Origin of the sequence: Nocardia sp. bgisy134 (genome assembly GCF_965341865.1) — a bacterium.
Lineage (GTDB): Bacteria > Actinomycetota > Actinomycetes > Mycobacteriales > Mycobacteriaceae > Nocardia.
The window spans coordinates 181,194-195,294 of the sequence record NZ_CBDQZP010000016.1 but is presented as its reverse complement, the minus strand read 5'-3'; the positions used below and the strand labels follow the sequence as shown (position 1 = coordinate 195,294).

16 protein-coding genes are annotated in these 14,101 nt (G+C 68.4%); 10 read left to right on the top strand and 6 right to left on the bottom strand.

From position 1 onward, the window contains the following. Window positions 1-128 precede the first annotated feature (128 nt). The gene (locus tag ACRWNM_RS26510; protein WP_431970803.1) at window positions 129-914 is read right to left on the bottom strand and encodes a DUF4239 domain-containing protein; all 786 of its coding nucleotides are present in this window, start codon (window positions 912-914) and stop codon (window positions 129-131) included. Window positions 915-1,225: 311 nt separating this feature from the next. Here ACRWNM_RS26510 and ACRWNM_RS26505 point away from each other — a divergent pair, with 311 nt between their 5' ends. From ACRWNM_RS26505 to idi, 4 genes are read left to right on the top strand one after another with little or no spacing between them, the layout of a single operon-like run. Continuing rightward, window positions 1,226-2,632 (top strand): family 2B encapsulin nanocompartment shell protein, encoded by a 1,407-nt coding sequence (locus ACRWNM_RS26505; RefSeq protein ID WP_431970802.1) that lies wholly within the window; start codon window positions 1,226-1,228, stop codon window positions 2,630-2,632. A 15-nt stretch (window positions 2,633-2,647) separates the two neighbouring features. Continuing rightward, a complete protein-coding gene (locus ACRWNM_RS26500; RefSeq protein WP_431970801.1) occupies window positions 2,648-4,330 on the top strand; it encodes a family 2 encapsulin nanocompartment cargo protein terpene cyclase in 1,683 nt (560 codons plus the stop codon). A gap of 31 nt (window positions 4,331-4,361) precedes the next feature. Beyond that, window positions 4,362-5,234, top strand: coding sequence for a geranyl diphosphate 2-C-methyltransferase (locus ACRWNM_RS26495; protein ID WP_431970800.1), 873 nt, complete (start codon window positions 4,362-4,364; stop codon window positions 5,232-5,234). Further along, on the top strand, window positions 5,231-5,809 hold the full coding sequence (gene idi / locus ACRWNM_RS26490) for an isopentenyl-diphosphate Delta-isomerase (RefSeq protein ID WP_431970799.1): 579 nt from the start codon (window positions 5,231-5,233) through the stop codon (window positions 5,807-5,809). The genes ACRWNM_RS26495 and idi overlap by 4 nt, the downstream gene beginning before the upstream one ends. A gap of 56 nt (window positions 5,810-5,865) precedes the next feature. Here idi and ACRWNM_RS26485 read toward each other — a convergent pair whose 3' ends face one another. From ACRWNM_RS26485 to ACRWNM_RS26470, 4 genes are all read right to left on the bottom strand, one after another. Beyond that, window positions 5,866-6,300: a hypothetical protein gene (locus ACRWNM_RS26485; RefSeq protein ID WP_431970797.1), complete on the bottom strand. Its 435-nt coding sequence runs from the start codon at window positions 6,298-6,300 to the stop codon at window positions 5,866-5,868. Between the two features lie 170 nt (window positions 6,301-6,470). Next, window positions 6,471-6,713, bottom strand: coding sequence for a hypothetical protein (locus tag ACRWNM_RS26480; RefSeq protein ID WP_431970796.1), 243 nt, complete (start codon window positions 6,711-6,713; stop codon window positions 6,471-6,473). Next, window positions 6,710-7,357, bottom strand: a complete 648-nt coding sequence (locus tag ACRWNM_RS26475) for an RNA polymerase sigma factor (RefSeq protein WP_431970795.1) — start codon at window positions 7,355-7,357, stop codon at window positions 6,710-6,712. Before ACRWNM_RS26475 ends, ACRWNM_RS26480 begins: the two co-directional genes overlap by 4 nt. Window positions 7,358-7,362: 5 nt before the next feature. After that, window positions 7,363-7,605, bottom strand: coding sequence for a hypothetical protein (locus ACRWNM_RS26470; protein ID WP_431970794.1), 243 nt, complete (start codon window positions 7,603-7,605; stop codon window positions 7,363-7,365). A 285-nt stretch (window positions 7,606-7,890) separates the two neighbouring features. On the opposite strand from ACRWNM_RS26470, the gene ACRWNM_RS26465 reads away from it, so the two are divergent. The 3 genes from ACRWNM_RS26465 to ilvA all read left to right on the top strand — a co-directional run bounded on the left by ACRWNM_RS26465 (window position 7,891) and on the right by ilvA (window position 10,807). Next, window positions 7,891-8,244, top strand: coding sequence for a hypothetical protein (locus ACRWNM_RS26465; RefSeq protein WP_431970793.1), 354 nt, complete (start codon window positions 7,891-7,893; stop codon window positions 8,242-8,244). Between the two features lie 94 nt (window positions 8,245-8,338). Continuing rightward, window positions 8,339-9,517, top strand: a complete 1,179-nt coding sequence (locus ACRWNM_RS26460) for a serine hydrolase domain-containing protein (protein WP_431970792.1) — start codon at window positions 8,339-8,341, stop codon at window positions 9,515-9,517. 69 nt (window positions 9,518-9,586) lie between these two features. Next, on the top strand, window positions 9,587-10,807 hold the full coding sequence (gene ilvA / locus ACRWNM_RS26455) for a threonine ammonia-lyase (RefSeq protein WP_431970791.1): 1,221 nt from the start codon (window positions 9,587-9,589) through the stop codon (window positions 10,805-10,807). A 75-nt stretch (window positions 10,808-10,882) separates the two neighbouring features. On the opposite strand, the gene ACRWNM_RS26450 is transcribed toward ilvA, so the two are convergent. Next, complete coding sequence (locus ACRWNM_RS26450; RefSeq protein ID WP_431970790.1) at window positions 10,883-11,206, bottom strand: DMT family transporter; 324 nt, start codon at window positions 11,204-11,206, stop codon at window positions 10,883-10,885. Between the two features lie 63 nt (window positions 11,207-11,269). Between ACRWNM_RS26450 and ACRWNM_RS26445 the strand changes: the two genes are divergently transcribed. The 3 genes from ACRWNM_RS26445 (at window position 11,270) to ACRWNM_RS26435 (ending at window position 14,028) form a co-directional block, all read left to right on the top strand. Next, on the top strand, window positions 11,270-11,941 hold the full coding sequence (locus tag ACRWNM_RS26445; RefSeq protein WP_431970789.1) for a hypothetical protein: 672 nt from the start codon (window positions 11,270-11,272) through the stop codon (window positions 11,939-11,941). A 519-nt stretch (window positions 11,942-12,460) separates the two neighbouring features. Next, on the top strand, window positions 12,461-13,225 hold the full coding sequence (locus tag ACRWNM_RS26440) for a 2-phosphosulfolactate phosphatase (protein WP_431970788.1): 765 nt from the start codon (window positions 12,461-12,463) through the stop codon (window positions 13,223-13,225). Between the two features lie 248 nt (window positions 13,226-13,473). Then, on the top strand, window positions 13,474-14,028 hold the full coding sequence (locus ACRWNM_RS26435; protein ID WP_431970787.1) for a Uma2 family endonuclease: 555 nt from the start codon (window positions 13,474-13,476) through the stop codon (window positions 14,026-14,028). Window positions 14,029-14,101: the final 73 nt, after the last annotated feature.

Sequence of the window (14,101 nt, the reverse complement as noted above, 5' to 3'; positions counted from 1 at the left end):
CTCGCTCGGCGCGAAGAGACACCCTTCCGGCCCCCGAGAAGCATGCCGTCTATGCGTATAGACGAGCTTCCCACATCGGGTGTCCCCCATGTGTCGGCTGTGACAGGTTCCATGTCGGATGAGGGCGGTCACCGGCCCATGACGTTGATGTACATGCTCTCGAACGGGTCGGGACTGATACTGAGATCACCGCGGAACGGATAGTCCATGGCGGCGATCAGGAAGATCATCGCGCCGAGGAAGAAGGCGAACAGTCCGCCCAGTAGCAGGTGCGCGTCGCGGTTCAGGCTGAACATGCACAGCAGCACCACGTTGATCGCGCCGCCGACCAGGATGACCCACCACAGCACGTCGGGCAGGCCGCCCGCGGTGGCGTTGATCCGGTGCCTTCGATCGGAGTCGAAGCGCGCGAACTGTTCGATGGTGGCGGCATGCACGATCTCCTGCGCGGTGGTCTTCGGCTCGAAGGCGAGCAGGTTCACCTGGAACCGGGTCACCAGCGCCGTGCCGCCCATAGGCTCGCGACCCTCGCGCAGCGCTGGCCACGCCTCGGTCAGCACGTTGTCGGCGTAGTCGACCAGATCCTTCTGGAGCAGACTGCGCTGCGGTTCGGGATACGCGCTCACCTCGCGGTAGAGCGTGCCCAGCGACGCGGCCTCGTCGGCGACCAGGCTCTGCGCCGTGTCATAGGACTCGTAGGTCGCGGCCGCGATCAGGCCTAGTAGCAGTCCGTAGAAGACGCCGCCGACGGTGAGCACCATCGTGACGGTGTCGTTCTTGCCGGGCTCGGGCCCGAAGATCCGGAGGACGTAGTTGCGCGATACGAGGATGCCCGCGGCCGTCAACAGCACTGCGCTGCCGGTGATGATGAGGAATGTCAGCCAGATAGGCAACCCGTAGACCCAGGTGAACATGGGACAACAAGATAGCCAGCCACCGGCGAGAGTTCGGCGAATCCGCGATTCATCCCGAGACGTTACCTGCCGTTATCCGGATCGAACGCATGTCGTAACCATCCGAATCCGATATGGGGCGATTCTGCGAATTCTGCTGCGCCGCAACACTTCCGCCACCTAGCATCTATGCCGTCTGGAACGCATTGTCGCGTAACTCTTTTCCACCCCGATCGACTCGTTTTCTCGCAGGCCTTTCCGGTCTGCTGATCCGTCGTGCCCAAGAAACACCATCGACCTGTCCCGGTGACCCCTCGAGGTGAGGACCACGCATGACCATAGAAATGCCAGTCCAAGCGGAAACCAACGGTCGCAAGACCCTGAGCACGGGCGCCGCCCATCAGCTGGCGCACACCACCAAATCCGAACCGCAGATGCAGGGCATCAGCTCGCGCTGGCTCACCCGCACGCTGCCCTGGGTGCAGGTCAACGGCGGTATCTACCGGGTGAACCGGCGCCTGACCCACACCGTCGGCAACGGTGAGGTCGAATTCGTCGTCGACGGCGGCCAGGCCAGGGTGATTCCACTGGAGCTGCAAGAACTTCCGCAATTGCGCGGATTCGACAACGAGGAAACGCTGGCCGCGCTCGCGCAGCGCTTCGAACAGCGCGACCTCGAACCAGGCACAGTCGTCGCGGAATTCGGCAATCCGATGAATCAGGTCATCCTGATCGTGCACGGCAAGCTGGCCAAGATCGGTGCGGGCGAATTCGGCGAGCAAACCAAGGTCGGCATGCTCGGCGCCGGTGACTATTTCGGTTCCGAAACCCTGATCGATTCCTCCGCGATCTGGCCGGTGACGGTCAAGACGGTCACCAAGACGACCATACTGATACTCCCCCGGCAAACTCTCGACGAAATGGTCGAGAACGCACCGGCATTGCGCGAGCAACTCGAACGCGTCGCCGCGGCGCCCGCTCATCGGCAGAATTCCAAGGGCGAGGCCGACATCGAGATCTCCTCGGGTCATGCCGGCGAGCCGTTGCTGGAAGGCACCTTCGTCGACTACGACGCCTCCCCGCGCGAATACGAGCTCAGCCTGGCGCAGAGCGTGCTGCGGGTGCATTCCCGCGTCGCCGATCTGTTCAACGATCCGATGAATCAGGTCGAACAGCAGCTGCGCTTGACCGTCGAGGCGCTCTACGAACGCCGGGAACACGATCTGGTGAACAATCCCGATTTCGGGCTGCTGCACAACTGCGATCTCAAGCAGCGCATCTACACCGAGTCCGGCCCGCCGACCCCGGACGACATGGACGAGCTGCTGAGCATGCGCCGCAGCACGAAAATGTTTCTGGCGCACCCGAAAGCGATCGCCGCGTTCGGCCGCGAATGCACCAAGCGCGGGATCTACCCCGACCCGGTGGACGTCGACGGACATCGGGTGCCCGCGTGGCGCGGCGTGCCGATCTACCCGTGCGGCAAGATCCCCGTCAGCGAGAACGGGACCACCTCGATCCTCGCCATGCGCCTCGGCGAAAAGGACCAGGGCGTGATCGGACTGCACCAGACCGGGATTCCGGACGAATTCGAGCCGAGTCTGAACGTGCGCTTCAAGGGCATCGACGACCAGTCGATCATCTCGTACCTGGTCAGCTGCTACTACTCGGCCGCCGTGCTGGTCCCGGACGCCCTCGGGGTGCTCGACAATGTCCTGGTCGCACGGCAGGCGGACTAGCCGGGGTGATGACCGATGTCGGTGCTCTCCCGCGCCGCCGCGCCCGCCGCCACGCACGAGCTGGCGGCCGACATCGCGGCGCTGCTCACCAACCCGGACAGCCCGGCGCCCGCCGACCTGTTCACCGATGCGGCAACGGAAGCTCCCGCGCCGCCCAATGATTCGAGTCCGCCCTCACGAGCGGCCGGCCCGACGCCGGTCCGGCTGCTCGGCCCGCGGGGCTTGGGGGCCGCCGCACTGCGGCTGCCCGCGCCTGCCGATCACGCCGCCGAACCGACCACGCCGTATCTGGCGCCGGAGGCCGTGACGATCGGCCCGTCCCAACCCGGCGCCGCTCCGGTCACGGACGGCGTCGTCGAGCCCCCGGCAAGCCCGCCGGAGGGGAACGTCGCGACCTCCGTCGGCCCGGCGCAGGGGGCCGGTCCGGCGGAGTCGCGACGCCCGCCGATTCCGTCCGGCCCGCCGATTCCGTCCGGCCCGGCGGTGCCGGTCGCCGACCGGGTCGCCGCACCGGAGAGCAACGGGGATGTCACTCTCGCCGGAGCGGAGGCCGCGACGGGGTCGCTGCGCACCCGAATTCCCTCGGGGCCCACCGGATTGGGTACAGCGTCCACGGCGGTACGGCCCGCCGCGGACGCGCCGCCCACGCCGCCGAGCGCGCCACCGGGCCCGTCCGGGCTCGGCACCGCCTCGACACAGGTAGGCAGCGGATCACGCATTCCGCCGCTGTACTGTCCGCCGCCGCTGCGCGACGATCCCGCGCTGGCGGAGGCGGTGAACGAGGGCCTGCTGGCGTGGGCCGAGGACATCGGGCTCTACGAGGGCAGGCTCGACGAGTTGCGCAAGGCCGACTTCGGACGGCTCATCATGCTCGCCCACCCCGACTGTTCCAACGCCGACCAGCTGCTGGCCGCGGCCAAATGCGCGGTCTCGGAATGGTCAGTGGACGACTACTACTGTGAGCCGGACGCCGACGACCGCGCACCGGACGGCACCCCGTCCAGTCCGGAAGCCGAGCTGGGCCCGCGGCTCGAACTCTGCATGGCCGTCATGGATCCCGCTCATCTGCCCGCGCGCTACGCCCCGCAATTGGAGCGGGCGTTGCAGGCCGATCCGATCCTGCGGGCCTTCCGCACCTCGTTCGAGCACCTGGCCCAGTACTCCACCCCGGCGCAACTGGCCAGGCTGCGCACCGAGATCGGCGGCTGGTTCATCGCGCTGGGTGCCGAGGCGGGCTGGCGAGGCGCGGGCCGGATGCCACCGGTCTGGGAATACCTCACCAACCGCCAGCCACACAGCTTCCTGCCGTGCATGGCGCCCATCGACACACTCGGCGGTTACGAGGTCCCCGCTGCGGAATACACCCATCCCGCCGTGCGGCGCGTCACGACAACCGCGGCGCTGGCCGCCCAGATGGTCAACGATCTGTATTCGATGGCACGCGAAGACCTTTCCAACGGAAGGGAATTCAACCTCCCCACGGTGCTCGCCGCCGAGGAGCGATGTTCCCGCAGGGAGGCGGTGCTGCACACCGCGGCGGTCCACGACGAACTCGTGCACCGCTTCGAACGCGAGGCCGCGCCGCTGGCCGCCGGCGGTTCGCCGGAACTGCGCCGCTTCCTCGTCGGTCTGTGGGCGTGGATGGGCGGCAATCGCGCCTGGCATGCCGACAGCCGTCGCTACAAAGATGCCGAATAGCCAGTACCGCAACGAGAGAGGATGATCACGCATGACCATGCTCAACCCCCAGGCCGAGGCCGTGCTGCGCACCAACTATCAGAAATCCGTTGCGGCGTACTGGAACAACAACCCCAACGACGACCGGGTCAACACCGTGCTCGGCGAGGTCGACGGGCTCTACCACCACCACTACGGCATCGGCGATCCCGATCTCTCGGTACTGGAGGGCCCCGAGAACACCCGTCAGGAACGGATCGTCGAGGAACTGCACCGGCTCGAGACCGCGCAGGCCGACCTGCTGCTCGACCACCTCGGCGACGTCCGCCCCGGCGACCGGCTGATGGACGGCGGATCCGGCCGCGGCGGCACCAGTTTCATGGCCAACCAGCGCTTCGGCTGCCAGGTGGACGGCGTGACCATCTCCGAATACCAGGTCGGCTTCGCCAACGACCAGGCGCAGCACCGCGGCGTCGCGGACAAGGTGCGGTTCCATTTCCGCAACATGCTCGACACCGGCTTCGACAGCGGCGTGATGCGCGGGATCTGGACCAACGAGACGACCATGTACGTCGACCTGTTCGATCTGTTCCGCGAGTTCTCCCGGTTGCTGGAGCCCGGCGGGCGCTACGTCTGCATCACCGGCTGCTCCAACGACGTGACCGGAGGGCGCTCCTCCTCGGTCAGCTGGATCGACGCGCACTACGGCTGCATGATCCATCCGCGCAGCGAGTACTTCCGCGCGATGGCCGAGAACGGCCTGGTGCCGATCGACGTGGTCGACCTCACGGCGGCCACCATCCCGTACTGGGATCTGCGCACGAAGTCCGAGCTCGCGACGGGTGTGGAGAAGCCGTTCCTCACCGCCTACCGGGAGGGCAGCTTCCAATACCTGCTCATCGCCGCCGATAAGGTGGGGAGGTGACCGAGACCCTCGCCCAGCCGCTGACCGACCGCGAGGCCCTGCCCGTCGAGCTCGTGGACGAGGCGGGCCGCGCGGTCGGCGCGTGCCCGGTCTCGGAGGCGCACCAAGCGCCCGGGCGACTCCATCGCGCGTTCTCCGTGTTGCTCTTCGACTCGGCGGGCCGGGTCCTGCTCCAGCAGCGGGCCGCCGTGAAGACCCGCTTTCCCCTGCTGTGGGCCAATACCTGCTGCGGGCATCCCGCGCCTGGCGAACCGGTGCTGGCCGCGGCCGCGGTCCGGCTCGCCGAGGAGCTGGGGCTGGCCACTACGCTCACCGAGGTCGGCGTCTTCCGCTATCAGGCGCAGGACAGCGTCACCGGCCGCGTCGAGCACGAGTGGGATCACGTGATCGTCGGCCTGCTGGACGCGGGCATGCCACGGCCCGATCCCGCCGAGGTGGCCGCGTACGCCTGGATCCAGCCGGAGGAACTGCGCGCCGCGCTGACGGACGATCCGGCGAGTTACACGCCGTGGTTGGCGGACGTGCTGGAGATCGCCGACGCGGCACACCACGCGGGGCGTCGGTCCGCGCACTGATTCACGTCTCGGCCCAGCCCGGCGATTCCGCGGGCTGGGCCTTTTCGTCGTGGGTTTCAGGGTTGCCGCGTGGGCAGTCCGTTCGGGTAGGCCCATGCCAGGCGGGTCAGGACGAGTGCGGCGGCAATCAGCCCGAAGTCGCGCAGGGCGATGTCGCCGTACCCTCCGACGAGCAGCAGGTCGACGATGATGAGGCCCAGCCATGCCGCGACCAGCGGCGCACCCAGGCGCGGGAGTACGAGGACGGCGATGCCCGCGACGATCTCGACGACGCCGACGAGGTTCATCGCCGTGTGCGCATCGCCGGGCACGAGCTTGTCGAAGAACTCGGCGAGGTAGCGGGTCCAGTCGTCGGTGAGGATGTTGGCGAACTTGTCGAGGCCGAACAAGATGGGCAGGACGCCGAAACCGAGACGCAGCGCCCAGAACGCCTGGTAGCCGGGATCGGTGAGGGAGGGCGCGGGCCGGGTGCGATCGGTGTGCACAGTCATCTTTTCTCCTTGGAAGGTGATGCGGGAGCCGATGAATCCGGTTGGTCGGGGCCCTGATGCGGGTGCACCGAGCTGCTTGCCGACCTGAACCGGTCCACATCTGTTAGTGGCCGCGGCTGCCAAGGTCTTACCGGCGGAGGAAAAGATTTCGCCTCGCGGTGTTCGTGCTGCTACTCCGACGAGTCGGGGTACTGGTCGAGCAATTCGCGCAGGGCTTGTGCCTCTTCGGCGCAGGCGCCGCACCCGGCCAGGTGCACCTGCATGGCGAGATCCTCGTAGCGAGGGTCGGCGAGGCGGCGCTCGACGTACTCGTCGAGCATCGCGAAGCAGTCGTCGCAGGACAGGTACGGGCTGGTGTCGGCCAACAAGCCGGCGATCGTTTCGGCGCTCGAAGCCGGTTTCGGGTCGGTCATGAGATGCTCCGGTCGGGGCTGATATCGAGATGTCCGCTGGCGATGAGCGCGGATCGCAGCCGACGGCGGGCATCGTGCAACGTTTTGTAGAGGGCATTGCGGGTGCTGCCCAAACGGTCGGCCAGCACATCGATCGGCACCTGCTCGACCACCAGCGCCAGCAGGATGCGCCGCTGGTGCGGGGTGAGGTCCCGGGCGATCGCGGCCTCGACGGCGCGGGCGAGCTCGGTGGCGCCCACCACGGTTTCCGGGGTCGGTGACCTGTCGGCGAGCGAGGTCAGCGCGTCCGGCAGCAGGATTTCCCGGTGCCGCCATGCCTGGCGGCGAACCGCCACACCGGCGTGATGCACCCCGAACTTGTAGACCCACGTGGTGAAACGACTGCGCCCCTCGAACGTCGGGAGCCGGCGAAGAACGGAGACCACGGCGTCGTTGGCACACTGCTGCGCCAAGTCCTCCAGATCGCCTGCTCCAACCCCTGGCAGCAGATCACGCAGCCGCCACACCTGATGCCGGGTGGCCCGCAGCAACACCTCGCGCAGCCGCGCCACCGCATGACGACCGGCGGGGCCGTTGTCGGTCAGATCAGCCAGCCACTGCTCGTCGTCCTGTCTGCGCGCCACGCCGGAGGTCGTGGGGTTCACGGTGCTCACAGTAGCGTCTCCTGCTCGGGCATCGGTGCCAGAATGCGCACCGCCAGCTCGGGCGGGCAGCCCAGGTCGACAAGCTGTAGCAACGCGTGCATATCGAACCCAGGATCGGAGCTCACTGCCTCGGCCAACCGTGCCGGGAAGCCGGACGCCACGAGCCAGCGTCTACGCCAATCCCGGACATCGGCCGACAACCCGTGTGCGCCCGCGGGTGTGGTCCGCTGCCGCAAATGAACGATCATGCACAGTTAGTGTCGCTCGACGAGGGCTTCTTACCCGGCATCGAGCGCGATTCGGCTGCGGGCCTCCTCCCGGTCCTTGCCGGTTTTCGAGCGCCGGACAGGCTCGTACCGGTCTCCGCCTCGAATATCGCGCATCCATGTTTCAATGCGCATATCTATGTAGCGGCATCTCACTAGCCCGTCCGGAAGCTTGGGGAAATCACAGGATCGGCACAGCCTCAGTCCAGGGGCGGACTCCATGCTGGGGAATGTACGAAAGTCCGGGGGGCGATTGCGAGGTGCGCGATGGTGGAGATCGAGGTCACGGGAACGACGGTGACGGTCCGGGTGCAGGGCGGGCACAAACTGCTGGCACTGCGCGACCAGCTCACCTTCGACCTGCGCGACGTCATCGAAGTCGCCCCGGCGGAGGTCGACCTGCGGCCGCCGTGGGTGCGGGCGCCGGGCACCTTCTTCCCCGGCGTGATCGCGGCGGGCACCTTCCGGGGCAAGGGCCGCAAGGAGTTCTGGGACACCCGCTTCGACGGCAGCGGCGTGCGCGTCGAGCTCAGGGGCTCCGAGTTCACCCGGCTCGTCATCGATGTCGCCGAACCCGCCCACACCCTCCGCGCGCTGCGCACCGCCGCCCTGGCGGCCTGACGTTCCCCTCTCCCCCGCCGGTTCCCGAGGCCTGGAACCGGCGGGGTCGAATCTGTCCGCCTCTAGTCTGAGAGGGACAGAAAAGGAACCTTCGATGCCGACACCTCCGACAACGCAGTTCGTGGATCGTCGCTTCGTCGGCCTGGTCGCCGAATTCGACCGGCTCTTCCGTAGTCCGAGCGACGGCGGTGGCGCGCTGACGGTCTACCTGCACGGCGAGCCGGTGGTCGACGTCTGGGCCGGGTTCGCGCGACCGGGTCTGCCGTGGCAGCACGACACCCTGGCCGTGGCGTACTCCACCGGCAAGGGCGTCGCCGCCACGCTGCTGCATCGTCTCGCCGAACGCGGACTGCTCGACTACGACCACGCCGTCGCCGAGTACTGGCCCGAATTCGCCGCGGCGGGCAAGGAACACATCACCGTGCGCGCGCTGCTGAGTCACCGCGCAGGCCTGCACCGGCTGCGCAATCTGCTGCCCGGCCCGCCGGAGCGCTTCTTCGACGACGCCGCGGTCACCGCGGCGCTCGCCGCCGCCACGCCCGATCCCCGGCACCGCACGACCAGCGGTTATCACGGCATCAGCTTCGGTCACCTGGTCGCCGAGCTGGTCCAGCGTGTCGCGGGTGCGGATTTCACCGACCTGCTGCGCACCGAGATCGCCGAACCGCTCGGCGCCGAGGAACTGTGGTTCCGCGTACCGGAATCCGAGCGGACGCGCATCGCCGTCAACTTCCCGAAACTGACGGTCGCCGGAATGAGCTGGGAGCTCGGCGCGCGGATCATGGGGCGCAGCCGCCGCCTCGCCGCCGCCGTGGACACGACGCCGAGCGGTTTCGCCGAGCTGATGGAGGATCCGCGGCTGCACGATTCGGTGATGCCGGGCGTGAACGGGGTCTTCTCGGCGCGGGCGCTGGCCAGGCTGTACGGCGCGCTGGCGATCGGCGGCAGCCTCGACGGCTACCGGCTGCTCGGCGCGGAGACCATCGATCAGATGCGGGAGCGTCAAGTCTTCACGCCCGACTACGTGCTCGCCTTCCGCATCCCGTGGGGTCTCGGTTTCCACGGCGTGCCGATGATGCCCTCCAAAGCCGCGCCGATCTCGGCGTTCGGCCATTTCGGGCTCGGCGGTTCGGGTGCCTTCGCGGACCCGTCCACCGGAATGTCGCTCGGGTTCGTCACCAACCGGCTCGGCGGCAAGCTCACCCCGCTCGGCGACGCACGCCTGGCCCGGCTCGGCGCACTGGCCCACAATCTCGCGAAGAAAGCGAACTGAGCGCGCCTTGGCTGCCCGATACCGTGCGAAGTCGTGGGATGTATCCGCCCGTGATGGCAGCATGAGCCCATGGATCTGATCGGGCTGGAGCGGATCGAATCGGCCGCGGCGCTGCTGGCGCCGGTGATCCGGCGCACGCCGGTGGTGGCCTCGCGGGTGCTGTCCGAGCGTGCGGGCGCGGATGTCTGGCTGAAATGCGAGAACCTCCAGCGGACAGGCTCGTTCAAGCCGCGGGGCGCCTACAACCGGATCGCGAACCTGCCGTCGGCGGACCGGGCCCGCGGTGTCGTCGCGGCCAGTGCGGGCAATCACGCGCAGGGCGTCGCTTGGGCGGCCGCCACACTCGGCATCGAGAGCACGGTGTTCATGCCGATCGGCGCTTCGCTGCCGAAACTGGCCGCCACCAAGGCCTATGGCGCGCAGGTGCGGCAGGTCGGCGAGACCATCGACGAATCACTGGACGCCGCACTGGATTTCGCTGCGCGGACCGGGGCGACGCTGATCCATCCTTTCGACCACCCGGATATCGTGGCCGGACAGGCGACGGTGGGACTGGAGATTCTGGAGCAACTCCCGCGGGTGGGCACGGTGCTCGTGCCGACCGGCGGCGGCGGACTGCTCGCCGGGATCACGATAGCCCTGCACCGGCTGGCGCCGGAGGTGCGGGTGATCGGCGTGCAGGCCGCCGAGGCCGCGGCATGGCCGGATTCGCTGGCGGCGGGCAAACCGGTACGGGCGGAGCGGATGTCGACCATGGCCGACGGCATCGCGGTGGGCCTGCCGGGTGAGGTGCCGTTCGCGCACGTCGCCGCGTACGCGCCGCGCATCGTCACCGTCGACGAGGAGTCGCTGTCCGAGGCGCTGCTGCTCTGCCTGGAACGTGCGAAGCTGATCGTGGAACCGGCGGGCGCGGCCGCCGTCGCCGCGCTGATGAGTTACGCCCCAACCGAACTCGACCTGCGCGGACCGGTCTGCGCGGTGCTCTCCGGCGGCAACATCGATCCGCTGCTGCTGACCCGGATCGTCAACCACGGTCTGAGCGCCGCCGGCCGCTATCTCGCGCTGCGCGTGACGATCTCGGATCGCCCCGGCGGACTCTCCCGGCTGCTCACCGTGATCGGCGAAACAGGCGCGAGTGTGGTCGACGTGGTGCACTCCCGCACCGGTACCTGGCTCGCCGTCGACGAAGTCGAAGTCGCGCTCACCCTCGAGACCCGCGGCCCGGCCCACCGCAACGCCGTCCTCGGCGCCCTCACCGACGCGGGTTACACAGTGCGCGTTCAGGACTGACCCGCCCGGTCGCAGAGCGTTCGCACACTCCGCAGCGGGGGTAGGCGCTGCGAAGCGTCGGCGAGTACTGCGAGGTCAGTGGGCGCCGCCGAGTTCGAGGGCCAGGACGCCGAGGATGACGAGGGCGATGCCGCCGATTTGGGTGAGGGTGAGTCGTTCGTTCAGGAAGAGGACGCCGATGACGGCGATGGCGGCGACGCCGACCGCGGACCAGATGCCGTAGGCGACGCCGATGGGCATGCCACGCTTCAGCGCCTGGGAGAGGAAGAAGAACGCCGCGCCGTACCCGATGACGACCACGATGGAAGGGACGAGCTTGGTGAATCCCTCGGAGAACTTCAGGGAGACGGTCGCGGTCACCTCGGACGCGATCGCCAGGGCGAGCAACAGCAAGGTCATGGCGGCAGCCTAGTGATTCGGCGGACAATGGGGAGATCCGTCGTCCGAGGGATGTGATGACCTGTGGTGGAAGCGTTCCGGATCGGTCTCATCGTGTTCGTCGCCGTGCTGCTGACGGCGGTTTTCGGGGTATTGCTGCCGCTGCGCGCGCGTACCAGGCGGGCTGCTGGTCAAACGTTCGATCAGTGGGCGACGCGGCACGGGTGGCGGTTCGCGCACTCTCCGCACGAGTCGTGGACGGCGCGGCTGCCCGGCCACGATCCCGAAGGGCTCGGCGTGACGCTCACCGGTGAGCTCGGCGGGCGCCAGGTCACGGTCGCCGACTACTGCTTCCAGACCAACGCCTGGACCGGCGAGATCGTCTCCACCACCACCCACCGGTACGTCGTGGTGGCGATGCTGCTGGAACGCCCCTATCCTCCGGTCGCCGTCGTCGATGTCGCGGCGCTCTCCCAGCCCGGAAGCGCGCTGTTCTGCGACGCGCCCATCACGACCGGCCACCGCGAATTCGACGATCGCTTCCGGGTGATGGCCGTCGACGCGAACTATGCTCGCCTGCTCGTCGGCCCCCCGGTCATCGCCGCCCACCTCGCGGGCGTCATTCCCCGCTGGAGCCTCGCGGGGCACGAACTGCTCACCTACCGAACCGGTCGGCTCGAGGATCCCGACGCGATCTCCGACCTGGCCGCTCCCTTGCTGCACCTCGCCTCCCTGATCGAGAGCCGAGCCTGCTGAGCGACAGCGCAGCCGCACGACGCGCCGGATGGACGACCAACTGTGGGCACGAACTGCTCACCTACCGAACCGGTCGGCTCGACGATCTCGACGCGATTCCCGATCTAGCCGCTCCCCTGCCGCACCTCGCTTCCCTGATCGAGAGCCGAGCCCACTGAGCGACGGCGCGGCCGCCGGCACGCCAGGTGGATCTCCGAGTGCGGGGCACGAACTACTCACCTACCAAGCCGGTCGGCTCCGCGGTCCCGATGCGATTCCCGGTCTGGCCGCTCAGCTGCTGCGCCTCGTCTCGCTGATCGCGAGCCGGGCCCGGCGAGACTGCGCCTTTCCGGACGCACGGCACGCCAGGTGGACTCCCGATTGCGGGGCCCGCACGATCCGATCCGCGCCGTCGAGCGACCAGTCGGTCGCGGGCTTCGCACGATCGGGGGCGATCAGCCGGGCCTCCGTTCAATTCAGCCAGGTGCGGGCAGCTGCGGCCGTACGGCGCCCACCGTGGATCTCTGATATGAACGGTCGGTGGTAGGAGAGGAATGGTTCGGGCAGCAGCGCTTCGGTGTGCGCTGCGAATGGGGTGAGGCGGGGGCGGTCGCGCTGGCGCCGAGGAGTGCGTGCGTGGTCGTCGTCGACGTACTGTCGTTCACCACGTCGGTCAGCGTCGCGGTCGACGCGGGCACTCGGGTCTATCCGTTTCGCCGGCGCGACGAGCGCGCGGCGGCCTTCGCCGCAGCCCATGACGCGGTGCTCGCCGTCGGCCGCCGCGCAGTCACCGAGCAGCGGCCGTGGTCACTATCGCCCGCGGCGCTGCGCCGCGCCCCACCGGTGCCGCGACTGGTCCTCCCTTCTCCCAACGGTTCGGCCATTTCCGCTGCCGTCACCGGAATTCCGGTGCTCGCCGCATCGCTGCGCAACGCGTCCGCGGTCGCCCGATGGATGCGCCGACAGGGTTGGGGCACAGTGGATCAGCCGGTCTCCGTGATAGCCGCAGGTGAACGGTGGCCTGGACGCGACGCGTTGCGACCGAGCATCGAAGACCTACTGGGGCCCGGAGCCGTCGTCTCCGCGTTGGAGGCCGCAGGCGCGGGACCGCTGTCACCCGAATCGGCCATCGCCAGAGCAGCTTTCGAAGCCACCAGTGATATCGCCGCCGCCCTGGCGGAGTGCTCGTCCGGTCGCGAACTCCGCGATGGAGGCTTCGCCGAAGACGTCACCATCGCCGGTGAGGTGGACGCCGGCGAAGCCGTTCCGCTCCGCGTCGACGGCGCATTCGCCCCCGCCGACTGAACCGCTCCGACACGAAACCTTCGAGGCTGGCAGACAACGTACTGGCGGCATGATCACACGGGCGTCGTCGCCGAACACGACCTCTTCGTGAGAACACTCCGCGTGTCGTGCAGGTGGCGGGAACCCGCCGACCGCGCGCCTCGTCCAACTCCGAGACAGAACAATCCCCATCGAGAGGAGTCCCCGTGGCGACCATCGCCGGGCACGAGTCGCGCTCCGACCGCCCACCACCCCGTTACCCTGGGCTCATGGGTATCCAGGACGCCGACGTGAGCCTCGCGGAGTTCGAGGTACTGGAGCGTGCATCGTCGGAGGAGGTGTCGGTCGAACTGATCAACGGAAGGATCTACGCGGTACCCGTTCCCGACGGCGAGCACGACGAGTTCGCCGCGACGATTCGCAACCAGATCGTCGGTTCGACCGGACTCGAGTTCTTTCACGAGCGTGGCCTGCGCATCCCCGCGTACCGCGAGGGCCGCGCCCGAGTCGACGGAGCGGTTGCGCCACGCGGCTATTTCCGTGCCGAGCCGCCATGGGCGGATGCGTCCGGTGTCGTGCTGATCCTCGAGATCACGTCCGGCCGCGATCGCGATGCCGAGGTCGACCGTGTCGAGAAGCGCGATGCCTACGCACAGGCGGCGATTCCGGTGTACCTCTTGGTCGACCGCCATCACGGCGAGGTAACTGTCTTCTTGGCACCCGAACGGGGCCAGTACACCCAACAGGCCGTCGCCAAATTCGGTGCGCCGCTACACCTTCCGGCCCCGTTCGATTTCGAGCTCGACACAGCCGATTTCCTCTGAACAGCGATGGCGGCGGCCCGCTCAGGATGCCCGCCGCTATCGCGGACCGGCGGCCGGTCGGCCGCGTGCCGAT